Source organism: Homoserinibacter sp. GY 40078 (genome assembly GCF_008017545.1).
Taxonomy (GTDB): Bacteria; Actinomycetota; Actinomycetes; order Actinomycetales; family Microbacteriaceae; genus Homoserinibacter.
The window spans coordinates 927,351-951,364 of the sequence record NZ_VRTZ01000002.1 but is presented as its reverse complement, the minus strand read 5'-3'; the positions used below and the strand labels follow the sequence as shown (position 1 = coordinate 951,364).

At 70.1% G+C, this 24,014-nt stretch carries 24 protein-coding genes; 12 read left to right on the top strand and 12 right to left on the bottom strand.

Annotation, left to right across the window (positions count from 1 at the left end; translation table 11 throughout):
• Positions 1–13: 13 nt before the first annotated feature.
• Entirely contained in the window at positions 14–964 is a 951-nt protein-coding gene (locus tag FVQ89_RS13295) for a YafY family protein (protein ID WP_147902389.1), read from the bottom strand.
• Between the two features lie 100 nt (positions 965–1,064).
• Here FVQ89_RS13295 and FVQ89_RS13290 point away from each other — a divergent pair, with 100 nt between their 5' ends.
• Both FVQ89_RS13290 and FVQ89_RS13285 read left to right on the top strand, forming a co-directional pair.
• Positions 1,065–1,529, top strand: a complete 465-nt coding sequence (locus tag FVQ89_RS13290; protein ID WP_147902388.1) for a VOC family protein — start codon at positions 1,065–1,067, stop codon at positions 1,527–1,529.
• Between the two features lie 191 nt (positions 1,530–1,720).
• The gene (locus FVQ89_RS13285; protein ID WP_147902387.1) at positions 1,721–4,786 is read left to right on the top strand and encodes a YncE family protein; all 3,066 of its coding nucleotides are present in this window, start codon (positions 1,721–1,723) and stop codon (positions 4,784–4,786) included.
• Here the strand turns inward: FVQ89_RS13285 and FVQ89_RS13280 are convergent.
• On the bottom strand, positions 4,749–5,243 hold the full coding sequence (locus FVQ89_RS13280) for a GNAT family N-acetyltransferase (RefSeq protein ID WP_147902479.1): 495 nt from the start codon (positions 5,241–5,243) through the stop codon (positions 4,749–4,751). The genes FVQ89_RS13285 and FVQ89_RS13280 overlap by 38 nt on opposite strands.
• 53 nt (positions 5,244–5,296) lie before the next feature.
• Complete coding sequence (locus FVQ89_RS13275; RefSeq protein WP_147902386.1) at positions 5,297–6,238, bottom strand: SDR family oxidoreductase; 942 nt, start codon at positions 6,236–6,238, stop codon at positions 5,297–5,299.
• A gap of 181 nt (positions 6,239–6,419) precedes the next feature.
• Between FVQ89_RS13275 and FVQ89_RS13270 the strand changes: the two genes are divergently transcribed.
• Positions 6,420–7,262, top strand: coding sequence for a helix-turn-helix transcriptional regulator (locus FVQ89_RS13270; protein WP_147902385.1), 843 nt, complete (start codon positions 6,420–6,422; stop codon positions 7,260–7,262).
• Here FVQ89_RS13270 and FVQ89_RS13265 read toward each other — a convergent pair.
• Genes FVQ89_RS13265 through FVQ89_RS13255 form a run of 3 tightly spaced genes read right to left on the bottom strand, consistent with a single transcriptional unit; the run spans position 7,255 to position 9,923 of the window.
• A complete protein-coding gene (locus FVQ89_RS13265; RefSeq protein ID WP_147902384.1) occupies positions 7,255–8,688 on the bottom strand; it encodes a glycosyltransferase family 2 protein in 1,434 nt (477 codons plus the stop codon). The two genes, FVQ89_RS13270 and FVQ89_RS13265, sit on opposite strands and share 8 nt — an antisense overlap.
• A 1-nt stretch (position 8,689) precedes the next feature.
• Positions 8,690–9,544, bottom strand: a complete 855-nt coding sequence (locus FVQ89_RS13260) for a HEAT repeat domain-containing protein (RefSeq protein WP_147902383.1) — start codon at positions 9,542–9,544, stop codon at positions 8,690–8,692.
• A gap of 4 nt (positions 9,545–9,548) precedes the next feature.
• Positions 9,549–9,923, bottom strand: coding sequence for a response regulator transcription factor (locus tag FVQ89_RS13255; protein WP_147902382.1), 375 nt, complete (start codon positions 9,921–9,923; stop codon positions 9,549–9,551).
• 91 nt (positions 9,924–10,014) lie between these two features.
• Between FVQ89_RS13255 and FVQ89_RS13250 the strand changes: the two genes are divergently transcribed.
• A complete protein-coding gene (locus tag FVQ89_RS13250; RefSeq protein ID WP_147902381.1) occupies positions 10,015–11,982 on the top strand; it encodes an ATP-binding protein in 1,968 nt (655 codons plus the stop codon).
• Here the strand turns inward: FVQ89_RS13250 and FVQ89_RS13245 are convergent.
• The gene (locus tag FVQ89_RS13245; RefSeq protein WP_255513606.1) at positions 11,901–12,995 is read right to left on the bottom strand and encodes a TIGR00341 family protein; all 1,095 of its coding nucleotides are present in this window, start codon (positions 12,993–12,995) and stop codon (positions 11,901–11,903) included. The genes FVQ89_RS13250 and FVQ89_RS13245 overlap by 82 nt on opposite strands.
• Before the next feature lie 95 nt (positions 12,996–13,090).
• Between FVQ89_RS13245 and FVQ89_RS13240 the strand changes: the two genes are divergently transcribed.
• Both FVQ89_RS13240 and FVQ89_RS13235 read left to right on the top strand, forming a co-directional pair.
• Positions 13,091–14,062 carry an ATP-binding cassette domain-containing protein gene (locus FVQ89_RS13240; RefSeq protein WP_147902379.1) on the top strand — a complete coding sequence of 324 codons (972 nt, stop codon included), beginning with the start codon at positions 13,091–13,093 and terminating at the stop codon, positions 14,060–14,062.
• Complete coding sequence (locus FVQ89_RS13235) at positions 14,062–14,826, top strand: ABC transporter permease (protein WP_147902378.1); 765 nt, start codon at positions 14,062–14,064, stop codon at positions 14,824–14,826. Before FVQ89_RS13240 ends, FVQ89_RS13235 begins: the two co-directional genes overlap by 1 nt.
• On the opposite strand, the gene FVQ89_RS13230 is transcribed toward FVQ89_RS13235, so the two are convergent.
• The gene (locus FVQ89_RS13230; protein WP_147902377.1) at positions 14,808–17,651 is read right to left on the bottom strand and encodes an NB-ARC domain-containing protein; all 2,844 of its coding nucleotides are present in this window, start codon (positions 17,649–17,651) and stop codon (positions 14,808–14,810) included. The genes FVQ89_RS13235 and FVQ89_RS13230 overlap by 19 nt on opposite strands.
• 87 nt (positions 17,652–17,738) lie before the next feature.
• Between FVQ89_RS13230 and FVQ89_RS13225 the strand changes: the two genes are divergently transcribed.
• Both FVQ89_RS13225 and FVQ89_RS13220 read left to right on the top strand, forming a co-directional pair.
• The gene (locus tag FVQ89_RS13225) at positions 17,739–19,469 is read left to right on the top strand and encodes a SulP family inorganic anion transporter (RefSeq protein WP_255513605.1); all 1,731 of its coding nucleotides are present in this window, start codon (positions 17,739–17,741) and stop codon (positions 19,467–19,469) included.
• The gene (locus FVQ89_RS13220) at positions 19,469–20,137 is read left to right on the top strand and encodes a GAP family protein (protein ID WP_147902477.1); all 669 of its coding nucleotides are present in this window, start codon (positions 19,469–19,471) and stop codon (positions 20,135–20,137) included. The genes FVQ89_RS13225 and FVQ89_RS13220 overlap by 1 nt, the downstream gene beginning before the upstream one ends.
• Here FVQ89_RS13220 and FVQ89_RS13215 read toward each other — a convergent pair.
• Both FVQ89_RS13215 and FVQ89_RS13210 read right to left on the bottom strand, forming a co-directional pair.
• Positions 20,134–20,727, bottom strand: coding sequence for a hypothetical protein (locus FVQ89_RS13215; protein WP_147902376.1), 594 nt, complete (start codon positions 20,725–20,727; stop codon positions 20,134–20,136). The genes FVQ89_RS13220 and FVQ89_RS13215 overlap by 4 nt on opposite strands.
• A gap of 2 nt (positions 20,728–20,729) precedes the next feature.
• Positions 20,730–21,242, bottom strand: a complete 513-nt coding sequence (locus FVQ89_RS13210; RefSeq protein WP_147902375.1) for a macro domain-containing protein — start codon at positions 21,240–21,242, stop codon at positions 20,730–20,732.
• A 96-nt stretch (positions 21,243–21,338) separates the two neighbouring features.
• Here FVQ89_RS13210 and FVQ89_RS13205 point away from each other — a divergent pair, with 96 nt between their 5' ends.
• A complete protein-coding gene (locus FVQ89_RS13205) occupies positions 21,339–21,755 on the top strand; it encodes a VOC family protein (RefSeq protein ID WP_147902374.1) in 417 nt (138 codons plus the stop codon).
• Positions 21,756–21,768: 13 nt separating this feature from the next.
• Positions 21,769–22,254 (top strand): nitroreductase/quinone reductase family protein, encoded by a 486-nt coding sequence (locus FVQ89_RS13200; protein WP_255513603.1) that lies wholly within the window; start codon positions 21,769–21,771, stop codon positions 22,252–22,254.
• A 15-nt stretch (positions 22,255–22,269) separates the two neighbouring features.
• Here FVQ89_RS13200 and FVQ89_RS13195 read toward each other — a convergent pair whose 3' ends face one another.
• A complete protein-coding gene (locus FVQ89_RS13195) occupies positions 22,270–22,551 on the bottom strand; it encodes a GNAT family N-acetyltransferase (RefSeq protein ID WP_147902373.1) in 282 nt (93 codons plus the stop codon).
• Positions 22,552–22,593: 42 nt separating this feature from the next.
• Between FVQ89_RS13195 and FVQ89_RS13190 the strand changes: the two genes are divergently transcribed.
• The gene (locus tag FVQ89_RS13190; protein ID WP_147902372.1) at positions 22,594–23,082 is read left to right on the top strand and encodes a glutathione peroxidase; all 489 of its coding nucleotides are present in this window, start codon (positions 22,594–22,596) and stop codon (positions 23,080–23,082) included.
• A 16-nt stretch (positions 23,083–23,098) separates the two neighbouring features.
• Here the strand turns inward: FVQ89_RS13190 and FVQ89_RS13185 are convergent, their stop codons facing one another.
• The gene (locus FVQ89_RS13185) at positions 23,099–23,467 is read right to left on the bottom strand and encodes an RNA-binding S4 domain-containing protein (RefSeq protein WP_147902371.1); all 369 of its coding nucleotides are present in this window, start codon (positions 23,465–23,467) and stop codon (positions 23,099–23,101) included.
• 30 nt (positions 23,468–23,497) lie between these two features.
• Here FVQ89_RS13185 and FVQ89_RS13180 point away from each other — a divergent pair, with 30 nt between their 5' ends.
• Positions 23,498–24,013, top strand: coding sequence for an NUDIX domain-containing protein (locus tag FVQ89_RS13180; protein ID WP_147902370.1), 516 nt, complete (start codon positions 23,498–23,500; stop codon positions 24,011–24,013).
• The last annotated feature ends 1 nt before the right edge of the window (position 24,014 follow it).

Genomic DNA, 24,014 nt, shown 5'->3' with positions numbered 1-24,014 from the left:
GCACACGAGTCGTTCACCGGCGCGAGTCGCCTGCCGCCAGCAGCCGCGCCCCGACGGTGGCGGCCGCCCTCCGCAGCGGTTCCGGCCCGATGATCGTGAACGGCACGTCGAAGCGCGCGGCGATCGAGAGCACGCCCGTCCACGACCATGCCCCGATCGTGACGCGCGTGTTGCCGTTCTCGAGATCTTCCAGCGACCCGTCGCCGATCCAGGGGGCGACCTCCCGAGAGGGGAGCGGGAGAACGATCTCACCCACGCACGGCCAGCGGTCCTCCGATTCGGATCCCTTCATCCGCGCGTCGAGGAACGTGACCGCGTCGGGCGCGGGCAGCCTGCGTCGCGCGAACGGAACGCCCCCGCTCCGCGGTCTCAGCCGATCGAGCCGGAAGATGCGCCAGTCGGATCGCTCGAGGTCCCACGCGATCAGATACCAGCGCCCGCCCTTCGCGACCACGGCATGCGGCTCCACATGCCGAGGCGGCGGGTCGGCGTCGTCGCCGTAGTCGAAGCGGATCGTCCGCTCCTCTCGCGCAGCGCGGCTGACCGTCTCGAGCACGGCGGGGTCGACAGTGTCGCTCGCCGCCTTCTGTGCGAACGCGATCCCGTCGACACGATGGCGCAGGGGCGACGGCATCACCTGGCGCACGGTGGCGAGCGCACGGGCCGCGGCGTCGTCGAGGTCGACCCCGGACGCCGGCGCCTGCCCGAGCGCCACCGCGATCGCCACCGCTTGCTCGTCGTCGAAGAGAAGCGGCGGGAGCTCGGAACCTGCCGACATGCGGTAGCCGCCGTCCGGACCCCGGGTCGCGTCGATGCAGTAGCCGAGCTCGCGCAGGCGGTCCACATCGCGTCGCACCGTGCGTGAGGTCACGCCGAGCCGATTCGCGAGCACAGCACCCGGCCAGTCGCGCCGACTCTGCAGCAGCGACAGCAGCTCGAGCATGCGTGCAGAGCTTCCTGTCATGGAATCCATTCTCGTGCAGGTAGAGGACATTATCTGTCCGCTATGCCCGGAATCGTGGGGTGTGCGGCAAGCGCCGCGCGCACAACACGAAGGGGCTCCCATGAGCATCACGACCACGACCCACCTCAACTTCCGCGGCAACGCGCGGCAGGCGCTCGAGTTCTACCAGTCCGTCTTCGGCGGGCAGCTGATCGCCGCGACCTACGCCGACCTCGGCATGCCCGCGGACGCGCCCGGGGCCGACAAGATCGTCTTCGCCGAGCTGCGGAGCGACGAGGGCTTCCACATCATGGCCTACGACGTGCCGGGGCAGGACGACTCCGATCCGGCCGCGATCGCGGGCACCACGACCCGTGCGAACGGGGCCACGATCACCGATCGCACCTTCTTCCTGTCGGTCCGCGGCGAGTCCCTCGCCGAGGTCGACGGCTACTGGCAGCTGCTCGCGGTCGATGCCGAGATCGTCGAGCCTCTCGCCGCGTCACCGTGGAGCCCCGGCTTCGGGATGCTGACCGACCGCTTCGGGGTCACCTGGCTGCTCGACGTGCAGGCGAGCGCCGCCTGACGCGCCCTCTCCAACCGAGCGCGTGTCCCCCTCGTGGAGGGGAGGGGGACACTTGCGCTCCCGCAGCTCGGAATTATCACCCGAACGGCGACATCTCGAACGCGGCGATATTCCGCCGAGCCATACGCTCAGCTTCATCACGAGCGGTCTCCGATCCGTGACTTCACCCTGCACATCCGGAGGCCTTCCTCATGCATCTGCGCCGCGCTGTCGCAGCCCTCTTCGTCGTCGTCCTCGCCGCAGCCGGGGTTGCCGTGACGCCTCGTGCGGCGGACGCCGCCAGCTTCTACTTCAGTGGGACGACCTCGCTCAGGGACGTGGTGTTCAGCCCCGACGGTGACACCGCGTATCTGATCGATAGCTCAGCGAACAAGGTCCTCTTCGTCGACGTCTCCACCAAGGAGGTCATGAACTCCGTATCGGTGAATGCGTCGCCCCAAGAGGGAGCTATCTCGGCCGACGGCAGTCGTCTCTATGTGGCGCACTACAACGGTAGCCGCCCATGGACGACGGTGATCAACACGGCAACGGCTGCCGTGGTGACGACGGTCAACGACACCTCGCGTGGCGAGGAGGTGCCGTACACGGTTGAACTCAACCCGGCAGGCACGCAGGCCTGGGTCGGCAACTACAAATACAACGCGGGTTCGATCTCGGTCATCAGCACCGCCAACAACACGGTGGTGAAGCACATCGACATCGGCGCCGCGGTGACGTCTCTCGCCTTCAGTCGCGACGGCGCCTACGCGTATGCGACCGCTGATGGCGTCGGCGTGTACGTGATCTCCACGTCCACCTACACGAAGACGCTGATCTCGTTGACCACCGCACGGAGACTTGCTGCAAGTCCGACGCAGAACAAGGTGTACGTCGCCGCCAGCACGACTCTGCGTGTGCTCGACACGACGACCAACGCCCTGACATCCGATACGTCGATGACTATCACCATTTCGACGAGCAGGATCGCGTTCGCGGCCGACGGTTCGCTCGCCTACGTCATCGGCAACAGCAGCAGCGGCCAGATCGAAGTGTTCGATACCGAGAACGACGAGTCAGCCGGTGTCGAGCCGGTACCCGTGTCGTTCGCTACGGGAATCTCGGTCGATCCGGGCGATTCCCGCCACCTGCTCGTGGTCACGGGCGGCTCGACTCTCACGGAGACGACAATCCCGCGCGCGTTCGAGTCCGCTGCGGTCGTCACCGTCGACGCCGAGGTGATCCGACCCGGCACGGTCCTGACTGCCACGATCGACGAGGAAGCCGAGCCCACCCCGACCTCCTACACGTACCAGTGGTATGTCGGCGAGGTCGCCGCGACCGGGGCGACCTCGTCCACCTTCACCGTCCCGTCGTCGGCCATCGGCAAGAAGATCACGGTGACCGCGACTCCCGTGCTCGACGGGTATGTCTCCGCGACCGGAGCGGGCACATCCTCGCCGACCTCCGAGGTGAAGGCGAACAAGTTCTCGGCGACCCCCACTCCGACGATCACGGGCACGCCCACGGTTGACCAGACGCTCACCGCGGTTCCCGGCACCTGGGACTCGGCCGCGACCCTGAGCTACGCGTGGTACGCAGGCGGGGAGCCGATCGCGAACGCCACCTCGTCGACCTTCACCGTCCCGGCAGCACTCGTCGGTTCCACGATCACCGTGAAAGTCACGGGGAAGGCCACCGGCTACGAGACGACGACCGTCGAGTCGACTGGTGTGGGTCCGGTTGCGACGGCGGCGTTCACGCGAGCACCGGTCGTGACCCTCACGGGGAACGCCCGGGTCGGCGGAACACTCACCGCCGTCGTCTCGACGGCCGCCTCACCGACCCCCACGAGCTACTCGTACCGGTGGTTGCTGGACGACGAGCCGATCACGGGCGCAACGAGCACGAGCCTCGCCCTCACCCCGGGGATGCTCGGCGGCGTCGTGACCGTCGAGGTCACCCCGGTGCGTGCTGGCTACACATCGAGCGATGCGGTCGGCGAGGTCTCGTCGGCCGAGGTCGCGAAGGGCGTCTTCTCTGCGAAGCCCGAGCTCCGGATCGACGGCACGCGAGCCGTGGGAGAGACCCTGAGCGTCGCGGTGACCAGCGGATCGACGCCGTCGGCGACCTCGTACAGCTACCAGTGGTTCACCGGCGACGAGCCGATCGACGGCGCAACCGGCTCGAGCCTCGAGCTCACCGCGACGCACCTGGGGAGCACGATCTCGGTCGCCGTCACACCGGTGCGAGAGGCCTACGACGGCACGACCGGTACCTCGCGCATCAGCACGACGACCACGATCGGTGCGGGCAGCTTCACGGGCGACCTCGCCGTGAGCATCGAGGGAACCGCCGCCGTCGCGCAGACGCTCACCGCGAGCGTTGCGGGAGGCGTGTCGCCCACACCGACCGGCTACACGGTGCAGTGGTACTCCGACGGCATCGCCATCGATGGTGCGACCTCCTCCGAGTTCACTCCGTCGGTGGAGCAGCTCGGCACGGCGATCACGGTCACGGTCAGCCCGGTCCTCGCCGGATACGACGCGGCGAGCGGCGCGGCCACCTCGGACCCGACTTCCACGGTCGAGAAGGGTGCCTACACCGCCGGCGTCGAGGTCGAGGTCGCCGGTGTTGCCCAGGTCGGGCAGACACTCACCGCCACGATCACCTCCTTCGCCGAGCCCGCCCCGACCGCATACGTCTACCAGTGGTACGCCGACGGCGAGCCCATCGAGGGCGCCACGGGCGCGAGCCTCGATCTGACGTCGGAGCTGAGCGGCGCGACGATCACCGTCGTCGTGACGCCCCAGCTGGATGGCTACGACTCGGAGACCGGCAGCGGCGAGTCCGTGCCCACGGCGACCGTGCTGACGCTCACGCTGTCGCTCTCGAGCGCGGTGGCCGGCAAGACGGTGCTCGTGACGGGGACCGGCCTCGAGCCGGGCGCCGTCTACACGGTGGTGCTTCATTCGGATCCGGTCGTGCTCGGCACGGTCACGGCCGACTCCACGGGCGCCTTCTCGCGGACGTTCGCGATCCCGGCGGGCACCCCCGCAGGCCTGCACCACGTGGTACTCGTGGACGAAGGCGGCGTCGATCGCGCCACGATCGCGCTGACGATCTCCGCTGCGCCCGCCGCCGCGGATGCGGGGGAGGACGAGTTGGGTGCCACGGGCGTCGACAACGCGATCCCGACCGCGGCTCTGGCTCTCGCCGTGCTGCTGCTCGGCGTGCTGCTCGTCAGGACTCGCCGCCGGACGGTGCGCGCCGCTCGATGAGGATGGTGTCGCGCCAGACACCCGCCATCGGGCCGTAGCTCATCAGCGCGATCCGCTCGCGGGTGCCGACCGTGCGGAAGCCGTGGCGTGCGTGGAGGCGCAGGCTCGCGAGGTTCTCGGGGAAGATCGACGACTGCACGGTCCAGATCCCTGCAGCGTCCGTCTCCGCCAGGAACGCCCCGAGCAGGATCGCTCCGATGCCGCGCCCGCGAGCCTCGTCGGCGATGTAGATCGAGTGCTCGACCACCCCGCAGTACACGGCTCGCGCTGAGACGGGCGAGGCGGCGACCCACCCCAGAGCCTCGTCGTCGTTGCCGACGGCCACGAGCCGGGGCGCGGGGAGCCTGCCGGCGTCGAACGCATCCCACTCGGGTGGCTGCGCCTCGAACGTCGCGTGGCCGCCCGCGATCCCCTCGGCGTAGATGCGCCGCACCCGAGGCCAGTCGGATGCCGCCATCGGCCGGACCCGGATGCCGCTGTCGCTCGCCACGGCACCATCCTGCCGCCAGCTCACGCGCGGGGGAACGGCACCCCCGTGAGCTCTTGCGAGACCTGCCAGACCCGACGTGCCTCGTCGACGCTGCGCAGCCGCGAGTAGAGCTTCTGCTGAGCGGGTGCGCCTCCGAGGTGCCCGAGCCCGCTCGGACCGTAGAAGGATCCGCCGGCGTCGGGGGAGGTGGCGGCGAGCAGGGCTGGCAGCCCCGCAGACCGGACGGTTCCGAGCAGGAGACCGCGCTCGGAGAGGAAGCCGATCGTGCGGCGCCCGCGGGCCGCCTCGCCGCGCCCCAGCTCCGGGCGAGCAGCGAGCAGGTTCGTGGGGGCGACGCCGGGGTGCGAGAGGTTGCTGGTGATGCCCCATCCGCCCTCCACGCTCCGGCGCTGCAGTTCCAGAGCGAAGAGACCGAACGCGATCTTGGACTGGCTGTAGGCGCGACCGCCGTTGTATGTGCGCTCCCAGTTGAGGTCGTCCCAGTTGATCGAGCCGGAGTTGGCGGCGATGCTCAACTGCGATGTCACTCGCGCCCTGCCCTCGCGCAGGAGCGGCAGCAGCTCGGCGACGAGGGCGACGTGCCCCAGGTGGTTCGTGCCGAACTGCAGCTCGAATCCATCGGCGGTGGTCTGCCGGTCGGGGGGCGTCATGACGCCTGCGTTGTTGATGAGCAGGTGGATCGGCCGCCCCTCGCTGCGGAGCGTCTCGCCGAGGGAGGCGACGGACTCGAGCGAGGAGAGGTCGAGCGCGCGCAAAGTCACGTCGGCACCGGGGTGTATTTCGCGGATCCGCGCGATCGCGGCCTCACCCTTCGTCGGATTGCGGACCGGGATGATCACCTCGGCACCCGCCGCTGCGAGGCGCTCCGCGATGTGGAACCCCATCCCGTCGCTTGCCCCGGTGACGACGGCGCGCACGCCGGTCTGGTCGGGGATGGTGATGTCGATCGGCGTGCCTGCCATGTGGTCCTCCTGAGAGTGCATCGAAAAAACGTCGGGTTCCACGTTCATGTGACCGCCAGCAGATATTCAGGGTCGCTCGATCCCCCGATACGCGATCCGGGTATCGGGCGTCAGGGGAGGACCGGCGAACCGTGGATCACGGCCGCGCCACCGGGTAGGAAGGAGGTGGACAGGAGGACGCATGGAGATCGACCGACCGGGGCTCGCGCAGTTCCTGCGCACCCGACGGGAGGCGCTGCAGCCGGAGGACGTGGGCCTCCCGCACGGATCGCGTCGCCGCACCAGTGGCCTGCGCCGGGAGGAGGTCGCCGCCCTCTCGCACATGTCGACCGACTACTACTCGCGCATCGAGCAGGAGCGCGGCCCCCAACCGTCGGAGCAGATGATCGCTTCGCTCGCACAGGGTCTGCATCTCTCGCTGATCGAGCGCGACCACCTCTTCCGGCTCGCCGGCCACACCCCGCCCGCGCACGGTGCGACGGGCGAGCACGTGAGCCCCGGGCTGCTGCGGATCTTCGACAGACTCGGCGACACTCCGGCCGAGATCGTCACTGAGCTGGGCGAGACCCTCCGGCAAACAGAACTCGGCGCCGCGCTGAACGGCGACCTGACCTCGTACCAGGGGCCGTCGCGCAGCATCATCTACCGCTGGTTCACCGACCCGGATACCCGCGCGCGGTACGCCCCGGAGGACCACGCGCACCTGACGCGCATGTTCGCATCCGGTCTGCGCGAACTCGCCACCTTGCGGGGGCCCCACTCGCGTGCCGCGGAGCTCGCCGCACTGCTCGAGCAGCGCAGCGAGATCTTCCGCCGCGCGTGGGCGACACACGAGGTGGGGGTGCGACCCCATGAGGTGAAGAACTTCATTCACCCGGAGCTCGGCCGGCTCGAACTCAGCTGCCAGAGCCTGCTCGATCCGGTGCAGTCGCATTCGCTTCTCGTCTACACCGCCGTGCCGGGCAGCGAGAGCCACGAGAAGCTGCAGCTGCTGTCGGTGATCGGGACGCAGACGCTCAGCTGAGGACGGCCCCCTGCGTTGCGGGTGCGGAACCCGTGTGCTCCATCTCGCCCCACTCCGCGACTGCGCCCCGGTGCGCCCGCCACATGCCCCGCAGCTGCCACGCGAAGACGAGCGGACGGTAGAAGAAGGGCTCTGCAAACGCCGCGGCGAGCAGGACCAGCAGACGCCGGGCGCCTCCATAGCGTCGGAACCAGGCCGCCTCGACGGCCAGCGCCGTGATCGTGACCAGTGTCGAGAGCCCGAGCCCGGCCGCCGCGACGAGCAGCGCGAACGAGATGGGGATGAGCCCGAGCGCGAGCGCCGCGACCGTCAGCACCGTGCCCACCACGGCCACCACGGGCGCGAGGTATTCGAACGCCATCGTCCAGGGCATCGACAGCATGCCGAGCGCGCCGAAGCGGGGACGCGCGATGACCTTGCGGTAGTCCGCGAGGATCTCGCCGAGGCCATGAGCCCAGCGCGTGCGCTGGCGTCCGAGGACGCGGACGCGGCGCGGAACCTCCGTCCAGCACACCGGTTCCGCCGAAAAGATCACCCGGTAGGGGATGCCCCGGTTCACCGCGTCGACGTGCACCGCCATGAGGAGGTCGGCATCCTCGGCGAGGGAGGTGGTCGCGAGGCCCCCGATACGCAGGATCGCATCCCGGCGGTAGAGGCCGAACGCTCCGGAGATGACGACGAGGCCGTTGACCTGCGCCCACCCCGAGCGGCCGATGAGGAAGGCCCGCAGGTACTCGACGACCTGGAAGCGTTCGATCCAGGTGCGGGGGAGGTCGAAGCGGGTCACCTGGCCCCCGTCGATGGTGACGCCGTTCGAGGGGAGCACCGATCCGCCCGCCGCGATGACCCGTTGGTCGTCGACGAAGGGTGCGGCGAGCCGCAGCAGAGCGTCGGGGGCGAGCACCGAGTCCGCGTCGATCATGCACACGAGCTCGCCGCTGGAGATGCGCAGGCCCGCGTTGACGGCATCGGCGCGGCGGCCGGTGCTCTCCTTGCGGATCACGATGACGGAGCCGTCGTCGCTGCGGTACGTGCCCCGCGTCGCGCCCTCTTGGGGGATCTCGGGCGACACCATGTCGAGCTGCACCGGGCGGAGCGCGTAGCGCTGCTCGAGCAGGGGGAAGGTCGCATCCGTCGATCCGTCGTCGATGACGACGATCTGCACATCCGGGTACCTCAGGTTCCGCAGCGACTCCACGGAGTCGACGATCCCCGCTTCCTCGTTGTGGGCGGGCACGAGCACACTCACCCGGGGCGTCAGCGGGTTCGCGAAGATCTCGGCGTGATCGATCTCGGCCGGCCATGCGAGGTCCGCCGCCATGCGGTGAGCCGCGCTCCCGATGATCACGAGGTATCCGAGGTGGTACACGACGTAGTACACGGTGAGTGCGCTGATCGCGACGATCACGATGGTGGTGGCGTCCATGTCACCCCACCGGCTCGAGTGCCTCGAGCCGACTGATGGTCCGCTCGAATTCACGACGCGTCGGGTCGTCGGCCAGACGATCCCGTTCGCGGCGGAGTGCCGTCAGCGCCTCGGGGTCGTCGATGCGGACGAGCGCGGCAAGCGCCGCCGACACGACGGTGGCATCGGAATCGCCGAGCAGCCTCTCGAGGCGGGGACGCGCGTCGGCGAGCTCCAGACGCCCGGCGATCTCTGCCGCGATCCGGCGCACGCTCGGGTCTCGACTCGAGAATCCGGATTCGAGCTGCCCACCGCTCGTGGGAAAGATGCGCAGCACCGACATCGCCGCGAGCCCTGCCGGAATCCGACCCGCGGCGACCGCGGAGAACAGGGCCGGGATGTCCGAGCCCGCGCCGGTGATGCCGAGCCCCCGTGCGGCTCCCGCCCGCACCCGCCGATGCGGGTCGGCGAGCATCTCGACGAGCGCCCGCCCGGACCGCGGCCCGTTGATCGTCGTGACGAGTGCGACGCCGCGCAGGCGCGAGGCGGGATTCCGGCGGCGCATCCAGGCGCGGGCGCGCCCCGGGAACCCGGAGCGCTGCAGCCAGGCGGACAGCGCCTCGCGGTCGCTGCCCTTGAGACTCGTCGCAAGCCGGACAGCGAGGTCGGCGATCGTCTCGGCGTCGCGTGTGCTCCGCGGTGCCGGGAGGTCCTCCCCGTCACAGATGTCGAGCAGCACCGCCGAGAGACGCTCGCGCCGCGCCGTGCGGATCCGGTCGCGGACCGCGGTGACGACGACCGTCGCGATGAGGCCGAGCACCGAGAGCACGAGCACGGCGGCGAGGCCCTGAAGTATCAGGGATGAGATGTCGGTCACGGCGTCACCGGCGGGCGAGCAGCGACGACACCCGGGCGGCCAGCTCGGTCGAGCTGAACGGCTTCACCAGGTAGTCGTCGGCCCCCGCGGACAACGCCCGCACCACGTCGCTCTCCTGGGAACGGGCCGTGAGGATGAGAATGCGGACCCCTTCGCCCCCGCTGTCCGGATTGTCCCGCAGCAGTTGCGTGACCTCGATGCCGTTCATGCGCGGCATCATCCAGTCGAGCACGACCAGATCCGGCTGGTACTCCCGGATGAGTGCGAGACCTTCGATTCCGTCTGCGGCAGTGACGACGTCGTGGCCTTCGCGAACGAGCCGCCGTTCCAGCAGCCGTCTCAGGTCCTGATCGTCGTCGACGATGACGACACGTGCCATTTCCCGTAACCCCCCCCCGTTTTGGAGCCCTTCTCCATATTGACTCCCGATTCACGTCGAGTACAGTCCCCTAGTTGGGGGCGCATAGCGCATGTACAAGCAAAGTCTCAGTGTCGAGATCCGCAACGCGAGCAGGTGGCGTCACGTCACCCTGATCGCGCTGCTCCTCGCGGCCGCCTTCGCGTGCGGTGTGATCTTCGTCCTGCTGCGGTTCCCGGGCGCTCCGACAGCACCCTGGTGGCCCGCCGCAGGTTTCTCGGTTCTCGCGGCGATCTCGTGGCGGGGTCGACCGGTGACGATCGCTGTGCTCGTCTTCCTCGTGACGGGGGCTGCGAACCTCAGCGTCGGCACGGAGCTGTGGGTGGCATCGGGCTTTGGTCTCGCCAACGCAGCGGAGGCATGGCTGTTCGCGACGGTCCTCGGGCGCGCCGGTCGCGACCAGCAGGACTTCCGCGCGGCGGATATTGGCAGGTTCGTGATCTCGGCGGCCGCGGGTGCGGTCACGGCGGGCCTCATCGCGGGTGGGGTCGTGTACCTCAACGGAGGAGTCTTCATCGAGGGTGCGGTGTCAGTGTCCGCGTCGCACGCGAGCGCCGTGCTCCTCATCGCCGGATTCGCGATCGTACCCCGCAGTTCGTTTGCGCCTCGGCGGCCCCTCGAGCTCGGTCTTCAGGTCGTCGCGCTCATCGCGACCCTGCTGATCGCCTTCTACCCCGGGCAGCAGTTGCCCCTTGCCTTCGTGCCGTTCCCGGCGCTTGCGTGGGCCGCGTTCCGGTTCAGCACCGGCATCGTGATGATCGAGGTGCTTGTCACGAGCGGCGTCGTCGCGGTGCTGAGCTTCGGCGGCGGTGGTCCGTTCTATGCCGTGGGGGCAGAAGATCCGAGGCTGCTCGTCGAGCTGGTGCAGATCTTCACTCTGAGCCTCGGCGTGTCGATGATCCTCCTGGCGGCCTCGCAGGATGAGCGGACGGCGCTGATCGGCCGCATGAGCGCTCGTGAGCAGCTCCTCCGCGGGACCATCGTGAGCGCTCACGCCGGCTTCCTCGTCGTCAGGCGCGAGAGTCACGGCGCGTGGCGGATCCTCGAGTCGAACGCCACGGGAGAGCGTCTGCTCGCGCCGTGGATCGAGAAGGACGGTGACGGTCCGATGGTCCGCTCGCGTGATCTCGCCGACATGCGACCCGAACCGGGAAGCAGGGAGCGACGACTCGAGCTCGACCTCGACGGTCGGGAGATCGATCTGCTCATCGCCCGAGTGGAGGGCGACCGTGACTCGCTGCTGCTGCAGGCGAACGACGTGTCCGAGCAGCGCGAGGCGGAACGCGCGCTCGGGTCGGCGCTCGCCCAGGAACGCGAGGCGAGCGCGCGTCTCACGGACCTCAACAATCAGAAGGACGAGTTCATCTCGTCGGTGAGCCATGAGCTCCGCACTCCCGTGACGAGCATCCTCGGATTCTCGGAGGAATTGGCGGAGCTGGATCTTGACGATGAGGAGCGTGACCTCCTCGAGGTCATCGTGCGCAACTCGACACGACTGGCCGCACTCGTCGAGGACCTCTTGTCACTGTCTCGCATGACCACCCAGCCGACGTATTCTCCGAGCGATATAGATCTCAACGCCGTGGTACGGGAGACCATCGGCGAAGTCCAGTCCTTGGCGACGCAGTCGGAGGTGACGCTCCTGGGGCCCGGCACCGACGAGCCGCCCCTCATCATCCGAGGCGACCGCCTGTGGCTCAGCCGGGTGATCACGAACCTCATCTCGAACGCCATCAAGTTCACGTCGCCGGGGGGAGAGGTTCGCATCCGGACAGCCGAGTCGGACGGCGATGCCGTGATCGAGATCGAGGACACCGGCCGGGGTATTCCGCGCGCGGACCTCGAGCGGGTGTTCGACCGCTTCTACCGGGTCACCTCGGATCAGGACGGCTTCGTGCCCGGTACCGGCCTCGGGCTCCCGATCGTGCGTGAGCTGGTTCAGCGCATGGGAGGCGAGGTGGGTCTCGCCTCGGACGGCCGCACCGGCACGACCGCGAGGGTGCGACTCCCGGTGGGCTGAACACCCGCCGTGGTCGGATCGAGCGGCACACTGCTGCCGAGCGTCAACTCGATCGACACGGGGATGAACGTCGGGATCTCCTCGTGCAGCGCGTCGCGCAGTGCGCCGGTATCGGGTAGCTCGGTGTCGGGGCTACGGATCTCGACGACGAGCCCCGTGCCTTGCAGCTCGACGCCGGTGACCCGGGCCTCGGGCTTCACGGCGAGCCAGTCGCGGCTGATGGCGGTCGCGTCCGCGATCCATCTCTCGGCGATGATCGTGAGGAGGCTGTTGGCGGCGAGCGGGAGCGTCATTCCGACGGTGAGTGCCGCGACGATCAGGTAGGAGCGTCGCCGGCGACGTTCGTCTCCGCCGGGCGAGCGCCGAGCGTAGCCGGCGAGGGTGAACACGAGGCTGCCGGCGACGATCAGCGCGACGACGTTCGAGCCGAACAGGGTGAAGGCACCGAATGCGGCATCGGTGTCGCCGTGGCCGAGAGCGACACCGACGACGCTGAGCGGCGGCACGAGCGAGATGGAGATCGCGACTCCCGGCAGGACGGCGCTCAGGTCCTTTCTCGCCATGGCGAACGCGCCCGCAGTTCCCGTGGCGAACGCGGCGAGCAGGTCGAGGAGCCCGGGGGAGGTTCGCCCCGTCACCTGCGAGTTCGTGGTGAGCAGGCCGGGGTCGGACACCGTCAACGACACGAGCGCACCGATCGTGACGGCGACGGCCGCGCCCCCGATCACCCACAGCACTGAGCGGCCCGCGAGGCCCGCCCGACCGGTGACGATCCCGATCGCGATACCGAGGATGGGCGTCGCAAGCGGGGCGATGATCATCGCGCCGATCACGGTCGCCGTCGAGTCGGAGAGCACGCCCGCGGTGGCGATCAACGACGACAGCAGCAGCATGATCGCGAAGCCGCTGCGTTTGGCGGCGCGGTCGCCCGATCCGAGGTCTACCTGATCGACGACCTCGTCGGCGTCGTTCGCGCGATTCTCGGGGAGCAGCAGCCGATGCAGGCCCGTCACGCTCATATCGTGCACCCGCGGAGGCGTTCCGCCAAGAGTGTGGCCGACAGGACATGACAGCGGCATGACAGCGCCGACGCGGCATCCTCGGACGCATGACCACTTTCGCCATCGAGGCCCACGGCCTCACCAAGTCCTTCGGGTCGACGCACGCGCTCGCGGGCATCGACCTGGAAGTGCCCGAGGGGCGGGTACTGGGCGTGCTCGGGCCGAACGGCGCGGGTAAGACCACCGCCGTGCGGATCCTCGCCACCCTGCTGCGCCCCGACTCGGGCACGGCGCGGGTCGCGGGGCACGATGTGCTCACCGAGCCCGCCGCCGCGCGCCGAGCGATCGGCCTCACCGGGCAGTATGCGAGCGTCGACGAGGATCTGACCGGGGTCGAGAACCTCGTGATGATCGGCCGACTGTTGCACCTCTCGGCGCGCGATGCGCGAGCCCGCGCGGCCGAGCTGCTCGAGCAGTTCGAGCTCACCGACGCCGGGCGCCGCCTCGCGAAGACCTACTCGGGCGGCATGCGCCGCCGGCTCGACCTTGCGGCGAGTCTCGTCGGGCACCCGAGCGTCGTCTATCTCGACGAGCCGACCACCGGTCTCGACCCCGCCAAGCGCGACGATGTCTGGTCGATGGTGCGCCAGCTGGTCGCAGGTGGCACCACGGTGCTGCTCACGACGCAGTATCTGGAGGAGGCCGACGCGCTCGCCCACGAGATCACCGTCATCGACCACGGGCGCGTGATCGCCCACGACACCCCGCTCGGCCTCAAGAGCCAGCTCGGCGGGCAGACGCTCGTCGTGCGCCCCACCGATATCGCCGACCTGCCGACCGTCACCCGGCTCCTCGCCGAGGTCGGCACGCGCGAGCCGGAGCACCCCTCCGAGGATCAGGTCGCCGTGCCGGTCGCCGGGGACGACGCCCTCGTGCGCACCGTCGCCCGCCTCGCGGAGGAGGGTGTCGCCGTCACCGAGCTGTCGCTGCGGCTGCCGAGCCTCGACGAGGTCTTCTACGCACTCACCGGCCGGGCCGAATCCGACCCGGCTCTCGAATCGGAAGGAGCGACCGCCTGATGGACGCCCTCATCCTCGCCCGCCGCACCGTCACGAAGATGGTGCGCAATCCGGAGCAGTTCATCGACGTGACGCTGCAGCCGGTTCTCATGACCGTGATCTTCGTGTTCATCTTCGGCGGCGCGATCGCCGGGGGCACCGAGCAGTACCTGCAGTTCGCGCTGCCCGGCATCATCGTGCAGACGATCATGTTCACCTCCATGACGATCGGTGTGAACCTCAACACCGACCTCAAGAACGGAGTGTTCGACAGGTTCCGGTCGCTGCCGATCTCGCGCTCGGCGCCGCTACTCGGCGCCGTGACCGGCGACATCGTGCGCCACACGATCGCCGTCGGCGTCAGCCTGCTGTTCGGCGTGCTCATCGGTTTCCGCTTCCACACGGCCTGGTACGAGGTGGTGTTCGCGGTCGTCCTGATGATCGTGTTCGCCGTGAGCCTGTGCTGGATCTCGGTGCTCGTGGGCATGCTCGCCCGCAGCTCCGGTGCGGTCCAGGGGCTCTCGTTCCTCGTAGTGTTCCCGTTGACCTTCGGCTCGTCCACGTTCGTCCCCGCAGACACGCTGCCGGACTGGCTGCAGGGCTGGGTCGCGGTCAACCCCGTCACCCACGTGATCGAGTCGATGCGCGGACTCCTCGTCGGAGCCGACTACATGGCTCCCGGCTCGGATCTCGGAACTGAGATCCTCTGGGTGCTCGCCAGCTGCGTCGTGCTGGTGTCGGTGTTCTTCCCGCTTGCGACGTGGGCCTACCGGCGCAAGATCTGACGCATCCGCTCCGCCTCCTCGGCGGCCCGGGCAGCAGCGCCGTCCCGTTCTTCGGAGCGGGGCGGCGCTGCCTGGATCGCCGCCTCGAGATCGCGTTCGAACGGATCGGATAGGTCGGCGCCGCCGCGGAGCGCTCGGGCGAGCGCGAGGCTCTCGAGCGCTCCCGCGGGATCTCCCACCGCAAGCGACAGCTCGCCGATGACGATCGCGATCGACGCCATGATCGGGTTGTCGGAGCTGCTCGCCGCGACGGTCGCCGCCCGGGCGAGCGGTTCGAGCGCCTCGACCACGCGGTGGAACGCCAACTCCACCCGCGCGTGGACGCCTTCGAGGATGGCGGTCATCTGCGGCGGTGGCGTGTCCCAGTCGCCCGCGGCGGCGAGCGCACGGTCGAGATGACCTGCCGCCGCCTCGCGGTTGTGGCGCGCGAGCTCCAGCTGAGCCGAGCACACGAGCGCGAGGACCATCGCGGTCGAGGATCCGGCGGCTTCGGCTTCCGCGATGAGTGAGGCCGCGCGCGATCGAGCCTCGGCCTCTCGCCCGAGCGAGAAGAGGAGCATGACCGCGAGGCCCTGCTGTTGCTGGAGGTCACGACTCGAGGTGATCGCGCGCAACGCTTCGGTGGATCGGTCCGCGAAGTCCAGGGCCTCATCGAGACTCCCGGTGAATGCGAGCCATTGCGAGCGCATCTGCCAGGCGAGCGCGAGTCCCCACTGATCCCCGATGTCGGAGAAGAGCTCGATCGCGAGACGACTCGACGCGTCGAGCTCCGCAAGCTCGCCGGCGTTGTGCGCGAGAGCGGCGCGCATCGCGGAGAGCATGGCACGGGGCCAGGGCCGCAGCTGCCCGGCATCGTCCTTCGGCAGCACCATGCTCATGGGCTCACCGCCGGCGACGATCCATTGGCTGAAGGCCGCCATGAGCGGGGGAAGCACCTGAAGAACGTCGTTACCGCTGACGGCGGCAAGGGCGGCGATGCCTTCCATCTCCTCCTGGATGCTGCTCGCGTCGATGGCGGCGCTCGGCTCGCCGGTCCCGCCGAACGCGCGCAACATCGATCTCGCGGCGCGCACGATCAGACCGGCATCGCCCTCGACGCCGTCGGCGAGTGGACCCACGAGGGCCATCCATCCCAACGCGTCCTCGTTGCGATCACGGATGATCCAGTACCAGACGCTCGAGGCGACGATGCGCACGGCCTGCTCGTTCAGCCCCGATCCGATCGCGAACCGCAGCAGCGCGGCGATGTTGTCGTCTTCGCTGTCGAGCCAGTAGATGGCGGACTGCACCTCGGGGCCACGGAGGCGGGCATCGGCCCGGGTGACCGCGACCGCCAGCCAGTCGGCCTGTTCGCGGCGGCGGCGGCCGAGCTCGCCGCTCTCGCCGAGACGCTCGAGACCGTATTCGCGGATCGTCTCGAGCGTGCGATAGCGGCCGTCCGCACGGTAGAGGAGCGATTTGTCGACGAGGCCGTCGAACGTCGCCCGGGGGATGTCGTGTGCGGCGGCGACCTCCGTCGCGTCGCCGACCGCGACACCCGCCGGGTAGATCGACACCACCTGCAGCAGCTCGCGTTCCGCATCGGTCAGGAGCGACCAGCTCCAGTCGACGAGCGCGCGCAGCGTCTGATGGCGGGGGAGCGCGGTGCGCACGCCACCGGACAGCAGGGCGAAGCGGTCGTCCAGACCGACGGCGAGCTCGTCCAGGGTGAGAGTGCGAGCCTTCGCCGCGGCGAGTTCGAGCGCGAGGGGCAGTCCGTCGAGCCGGTTCCGGATGCGCGCCGCCGCCTCGGACTCCTCGTCCGTCGGGGCGTGGCCGCGAGCCGCACGGACGCGGTCGGCGAAGAGACGCTCCGCATCCGCGTCGCCGAGGGGGCCGAGGGGCACGAACGCCTCGCCGGGAATGCCGAGCGGCTCGCGGCTCGTGGCGAGGATGCGCAGCCGCGGTTCTCCGGCGAGCAGCTCCTGGGCGAGGGCGGCGGCCGTGTCGATCACGTGCTCGCAGTTGTCGAGCACGAGCAGCAGTTCCCTGCCGCCGAGGGCGTCGATGATCCGGTCGGTGACGGTCGCGGTGCTGGCCGAAGGGCTCTCGGGCTGTGTTCCTCGGAGCCCACGACCGATGGCGCCGAGCACAGCTTGGGGCACCTCGTCGGGGCCCGCGGGGGCGAGTTCGACGACGATCGCGGAGCCACGCTTCCGTCCGGCTTCGAGAGCGAGGCGCGTCTTGCCGGCGCCGCCCGGTCCGAGGATCGTCACGAGGCGCGAGAGCCCCAGCTGCTGATCGATCTGCTCGAGCTCGGAAGTGCGGCCCACGATGTCGGTCAGTGGCGACGGCACCGCTGAGGCCGTGCGGGGTCGCTCCGCTCGCTCGCGTGCGTCGCCCAGGTCGCGAGCGAGATCCCGCTCCAACCAGTCGTAGCAGGGGTCCGGCGTCCAGGGGGAACCGCGCCAGAGCTCGAGCGCCTGGGATGCGAGGCGGGCCGAATCCGCCGCATCGCTCGATGCCACCGCCGCCGCGACCAGATCCTGGAACCGCACCGCGTCGACAGCCTCGCGCGGAAGCTCGAGTCGGTATCCCCCCGGCGTCGAGGCGACGACGTCGGTCGGCAGCTGGCTGCGCAGCCGCGACACGAGGGACTGCAGCGATGCGCGCGGGTTCTCGGGCAGATCGTCGGGCCAGAGATCCTCGGCGATCGCCCGGTACGGCACGTGAGTGTGCGGATCGAGCGCCAGCCGGAACAGGAGCGCGCGCTGGCGGTCGCCCACGATCTCGACCGCGCGGCCGTCGTGCTCGACCTCCCAGCCGCCGAGGATTCTGATCCGCACCGCTCCACCCTAGAGCGGGAGGTCCCCGGCGGACGCGGTGACGTTCTCGCCGTTGCGGCCCGCGGGACCGAGGACTAGGAAGGTCACGTGAGCGACGCGGGCGTTGCACGCCGACGGGACGGGGGTCGCCCCGCCCCCTCGCGGCTGCGACCTCCGTTGGCGGGCCTGACGGTGCGTGGGGTAGGCCGCGAGTTGCTCGCGGGTGTGACGCTCCTCGCGCTCGCGGTGCCCCTCAACATCGGGTATGCCCAGATCGCAGGGCTCCCCGCGACCGCGGGCCTCTACGCGCTCGTCGTGCCGACGATCGTCTACGTGCTGTTCGTCTCGTCGCGCCAGCTCGTCGCCTCCCCGGATGCCGCGATCGCGGCGCTCGTCGCGTCGTCGGTCGGCGGCCTCGCGATCGCCGGAGACGATTACGCGACACTCGCGCTCGCTCAGGCCGTGATCGTCGGCGTGCTGTTCGTGCTGCTCGCGGTGTTCCGGCTCGGGTTCCTGGCCAGCTTCCTCTCGGCCCCGATCCTCGTGGGGTTCGTCGCCGGCCTGGCGCTCGACATCCTGGTCGGGCAGATCGCGAAGATGCTCGGGATCTCGCTCCCGTCGGGTGCCGAGTTCTTCGAGCGGGTGGGCCGGATCGTCCTCGAACTGCCGCGCGCCGAGCCGTGGTCGGTCGCGGTCGCCGTCTCCTCGATCCTCGTGATGCTCCTCGGGCGGCGGTTCCTCCCGGTCGTCCCGTGGGCGCTCGTGGTGCTCGTGGCCGCGACGGCCGTCGTCTCGGTCGCGGGGCTCGCGGAGCGCGGGGTGCCCGTGCTCGGCCCCGTCCCTGCGGGCCCCCCGCGATTCACCTGGCCGATGCTCGACGTGCTCTCGTGGGTCTCCCTCGTCCCGTCGGCGATCGCCATCACGCTCGTGACGCTCGCCGAGGGCCTGCTGCTCTCCCGCGCCTACGCCGAGCGGAACCGCTACCGCGTGAACCCGAACCGCGATCTGCTCGCGTTCGGCCTCGCGAACATCGCCGCGGGTGCGCAGGGCGCGTTCGCGATGGGGTCGTCGACGAGCCGGACGGCGGCGATGGATCAGGCGGGTTCGCGCACCCAATTGCCGTCGCTCGTCGTCGCCGCGGGAGCGATCGCGCTCCTCGTGTTCGGCACCGCACTGCTCGCCGACATCCCGTCTCCGGCGATCGGCGCGGTCGTCGCCGTCGCCGTGCTGCCGCTTCTGGCGCCGCGTTCCTTCGCCCGACTGTGGCGTATCGACCGGTTCGAGTTCGCCGTCGCGGGAACCTGTTTCGTGGTGACGCTGCTCGTCGGCGCGATCCCGGGCGTGCTCGTCGCCTTCGTACTCGCTCTCGTGAACCTGGCTCGTCGCGCCGCTCATCCGCCGATCGACGTGCTCGTCGTCGGGTCCGATCGCCGCTCGCTCGTGGATGAGGCGGGCGTGGGGCGCTCGACGGTCCCGGGCGTCGTCGTGGTGCGGATGTCGGCTCCGCTGTTCTTCGCCAACGCCGAGACCTTCGCCGGCGCGGTGAGGCGCGCGGTGCGTGCGCCCGATGAGACGGTGCACGACCTCGTGCTCGACATGGAGGCCGTGACCGACATCGACGTCACCGCCGCCGAGGCGATGGTGGGCCTCCGCGTCTGGCTCGAGGAGCGAGGTACCCGGTTGTCGTTCAGCCGGGTGCGGCCGGCGACGCTCGCGCGGCTCGATGCCCTCGGGCTGCGGGGAGAAGCGACGATCTTCCCCACCAATCGTGCGGCGGTCGACGCGCTCGGCGGCCGACCGTCGGGCACGGGCCGTCGGGCGCGGAAGGCGGGCTCGTGATGTGGGGTGTCATCGGGGGAGTGCTACCCCTCGCGGTGGGTGTCGCGATCAGTCCCATCCCGATCATCGCGGCGATCCTCATGCTGCTCTCGCCACGCGCTCGCGTGACCGCGCCGGCGTTCCTCCTGGGGTGGCTCGCGGGCATCGTGGTCGTGACCAGTGTCTTCGCGCTCGTCTCGACGCTCGTCGAGACCGGTGCGAGCGACCCGCCGCTGATTTTCGCGATCGTGCGCATCGTGCTGGGAATGGTGCTCATCGGGCTCGCGGTGCGCCAGTGGCAGCGGAGGCCGCGGACGGGTCAGGAGGCCGCGCTGCCCGGATGGATGCGGGCTGTCGACGGGATGGGCTTCGGCGCGGGCTTGGGGCTCGGTTTCGTGCTCGCCGCGCTCAATCCGAAGAACCTGCTGCTCTCGGCGAGCGCGGGCGTGGAGATCGGGTCGGGTGGCTTCCCGGTCGGCGAGGCGGCGGTCGTCGTGGCGATCTACGCTGTGCTCGCCGGCGCCACCGTGATCGTGCCCGTGGTCGGCTACCTCGTGGCGGCGGAGCGCCTGCACCCGGCGCTCGGTTCCGTGCGGGTGTGGCTCGTCGACCACAACGCGATCATCATGTCCGTGTTGATGCTCGTGCTCGGCGCTTCCTCGATCGGCAAGGGGATCGCCGCGTTCTAGCGCGAGGCGGCACGCGACGCCGCGAGACCCGCGATCCACCCGGGGGCGCTGCCGTCGTGCGGTGGCGCCAGGTTCTCGGCGTCGATGCCCGCGGCCGTGAGCAGCCACGCGACGAGCGAGTTCGAGTTCCACATGTCGCCCGATCCGTACGCCTCCCGACCCCAGACGAGTAGCGGCGCGTGGGCGGGTCGATCCAGCAGCTCCCGTGCCGCGGCAGGGGTGACGGGGAAGACCTGCGGCGAGTCGACCGCGAACGCGAGATCGGGGATCCGGGTGCCGCGCCCGCAGCGGATCTCGTAGCGGAAGAAGCGTGATGCGCCGAGGAGCCGCATCCCAACCGGGCCCGTCGCGACGACACCCGGCGACCGGGAGCCGCGCCCCCACGCCGGCGCCATCTCGATGTCGTGTTCCCGTTCCCCGTCGTGGACGATGAGCGCCGCATGGAAGAGCGGTCGCGGTGCTCGTCGCTCCTGGTGGGCGCGCCACAGCTCCCACCACCGGCTCGTGTGCACCACGACGTGGCCGCCCGCACCCACCGGGATCCACCACAGCTCGATCCGCGGCCCTCGCCGGGTCCCGTCGGGCGTCATGGTCAGCCGGCGATCGCGTTCTGCACGCGCTCATGCGTCGCCGCGTCGCGTGCCACGATGCGCGCCTCGACGAGCGACGACGTTCTGTCGTCGAGAGCCAAGCGAATCGTGTCCACGGCGGCGCGGATCGCGTCGTCGAGCGGCCAGGCGTAGATACCCGCGCTCACGAGCGGGAAGGCGATGCCCGTCGCGCCGAGCCCCGCGGCGACCTCGATCGACCGGCGGTAGCAGGATACGAGCAGCTCGCGGTCACGCTGCCCGGACCCGTAGTCGGGGCCCACCGTGTGCACGACCCATCGCGCAGGCAGCTCGCCTGCGGTCGTCCATCCCGCGTCACCGGTCGCCAGACCATGCGGGAATCGGGCGATGCAGTCCTCGAGGATCGCCGGACCTCCCGCGCGGTGGATCGCTCCGTCGACTCCGCCGCCTCCGCGCATGGCGTTGTTCGCAGCGTTGACGATCGCATCCACCCGCTGCCGGGTGATGTCGCCGTGAACGGCGAGGAGTTCGGCCACCGATCCAGTGTGCCGCACGGTCGCCGCATACGCCTCTGGTGCTGGGGCGTCGGTCGGCGGAGAATCACAGCATCCCCGTGCGAAGAGGAGACCACCATGTCCATGACGCTCAACCCGTACCTCAACTGGCGAACCGGCGCGCGGGAGGCGATGGAGCGCTACCAGGAGATCTTCGGCGGCGAGCTGACCGTCTCGACCTTCGCCGACGGCGGCATGGAGGTGGAGCCCGCAGAGGCCCATCTGGTGATGCACGCGCAGCTGGAGACGCCCGCGGGCTTCACGCTCATGGGGGCGGACACCCCGAGCCACATGCCCCTGTCGGAGGGCAGCTCCATCTCGGTGTCGATCTCGGGAGACGATGGCGAGGCGCTGCGGTCGTACTGGGACGGCCTCCTCGAGGGCGGCACGCTCACCGTGCCGCTCGAGCAGGCGCCGTGGGGTGACGCGTTCGGCATGCTCGTCGACCGGTTCGGGGTCGCTTGGCTCGTGAACATCACCGCCCCCGAGGCGTGAGCCGTCCGACTTCGTGACACTCGCACTCCGGCCTGTCCGCGTCGTCGTCGCCTGGTTCTCACGCACCGCCTTCTTCCGCCGCTACGGTCCGCGGATGATGCCCCCGCTCGAGCGGGCGGCCGCCTTCGTCACGCGCGGGCGTCGCGGACCGCTGAGCGGCGCCGTCGTGCCCTCGCTCGTCCTCCACACCATCGGCGCGCGCTCCGGCCAACCCCGCGAGTCCGCGCTCATGTGCTGCCCGTTGGCCGACGGCACGATCCTCGTCACCGGCTCCAATTTCGCCCGCCCGGAGCATCCGGCGTGGACCGCGAACCTGCTCGCCCACCCTGACGCCGAGATCGACTTCCGCGGCGACCGGATTCCCGTTCGGGCCGAGCTCGTGCCGGACGACCAGCGGGAGGAGACCTGGCGGCTTCTTGAGGCGCAGTGGCCCGGATACCGCGGCTACGAACGCAGCTCGGGACGCGTACTGCGCATCTTCCGCCTCACACCCCGCTGAGGTGGGGCGAGAGGGTCAGCGCGCCAGGACGCCGGAGCGCTCCGGATGCGCGTCGAACCAGTCGGCCACGTACCAGCAGCTCGGGGTGATCGAGCGCCCGCTGTGCTCGACGTCGTTCACCGCGAACTCCACGAGCTGGGCGGCGTAACCGTGCCCGCGCTGGTTCGGCACGGTGATCGTGTGGTGGAAGACGACGCTCGGACCGTGGTCGAGGTATTCGAGCACGCTCACGATCGCGCCCCCACGCCGGAGCGTGTAGCGGTGAGCGTCGGGCTCGTGGCTGATCTCGATAGGCACGCCTTTCAGCGTACGCCGAGAGACCCGGCGTAGCCTGATCCCGTGAGCATCCGTGAGATTCCCTTGACGACCATCGACGGCGACGCCACAACCCTCGCCGACCTCGGCGATGGCGCGATCATGGTAGTGAACGTGGCCTCCCGCTGCGGTCTCACCCCTCAGTACGAGAAGCTCGAAGAGCTCCAGCGTCAGTACGCCGATCGCGGGTTCACGGTGGTCGGATTCCCGTGCAATCAGTTCCTCGGCCAGGAGCCCGGGTCGGCCGAGGAGATCAAGGAGTTCTGCTCGATCACCTACGGCGTGAGCTTCCCGCTCATGGAGAAGACGCGGGTGAACGGACGTCACAAGCACCCGCTCTACGCGAGTCTCACGCAGGTCCCGGATGCCGACGGCAAGGCCGGGCGGGTCACCTGGAACTTCGAGAAGTTCCTCATCGCTCCCGACGGCACCGTGTCGCGCTTCCGCCCGTCGGTGCAGCCGGACGCCCCCGAGGTGATCGCGGCCATCGAGGGCGCGCTCACGAAGGCGTAGTCGGCGCTCCTGGTGCTCAGTAGCCGCGGAGTCGCTGGATCTCGCGTCGATCGCGCTTGGTCGGGCGCCCGGCTCCACGGTCGCGGACGGCGTAGACGGTGCGCTCCTCGCGCGGCGGCGCGGCGGGGGTGAGGTCGTCGAATGCGGCGGCGGCGAGCGCCGCACTGACGCGCTTCACGAGCAGCTGCCGCACGACGAGCACCCGCGTGCCGTGCGGCGTGACGACCGTCACCTCTGTGCCCGGGTGGACGGTCTGCGCGGGCTTGGCGGTGTCGCCGCCGACCTTCACGTGGCCGGCCTTGCACAGTGACGTCGCGGCCGATCGCGACTTCGTCACGCGTACGGCCCACAGCCAGGAGTCGATGCGCACACCTGCGTCAGCCATGCACGGAGCCTACGCGGTTAGGCTGGCGGCATGACCCGGGCTCCGCACGATCCGCGAGCTCGCCGACCGCATGGCCCGGGGGATGCCTGGGTCGAGGGTCCCGAGGGCCGGTTCTGGGGCCGCTTCGGCGCCGCCGGGCTGCTGCTCGCCCATCCGCGTGACGGTGTGCTGCTTCAGTTGCGTGCGGAGTGGAGCCATCTCGGCGGCACGTGGGGGATTCCCGGTGGCGCCGTCCACGACGAGCAGGAGTCGGCCGTGGCCGCGGCGCTGCGTGAGGCCGAGGAGGAGGCGGGTGTGCCTGCGGAGCACGTGCGCGTGCTCGGTACCTCGGTGCTCGACTTCGGCTTCTGGTCGTACACGACCGTGCTTGCACGCGCGACGCGGGAGGTGGTCCCGGTGATCGGCGACGCCGAGTCGCTGGAGCTGCGCTGGGTCGACTTCGCCGAGGTGGGCACGCTGTCGCTTCATCCGGGGCTCGCCGACGCGTGGCCGATGCTGCGGGTGCGCCTCGCGGAGCTCGATCCCGAGCTCTCGACCGCGGCCTGAC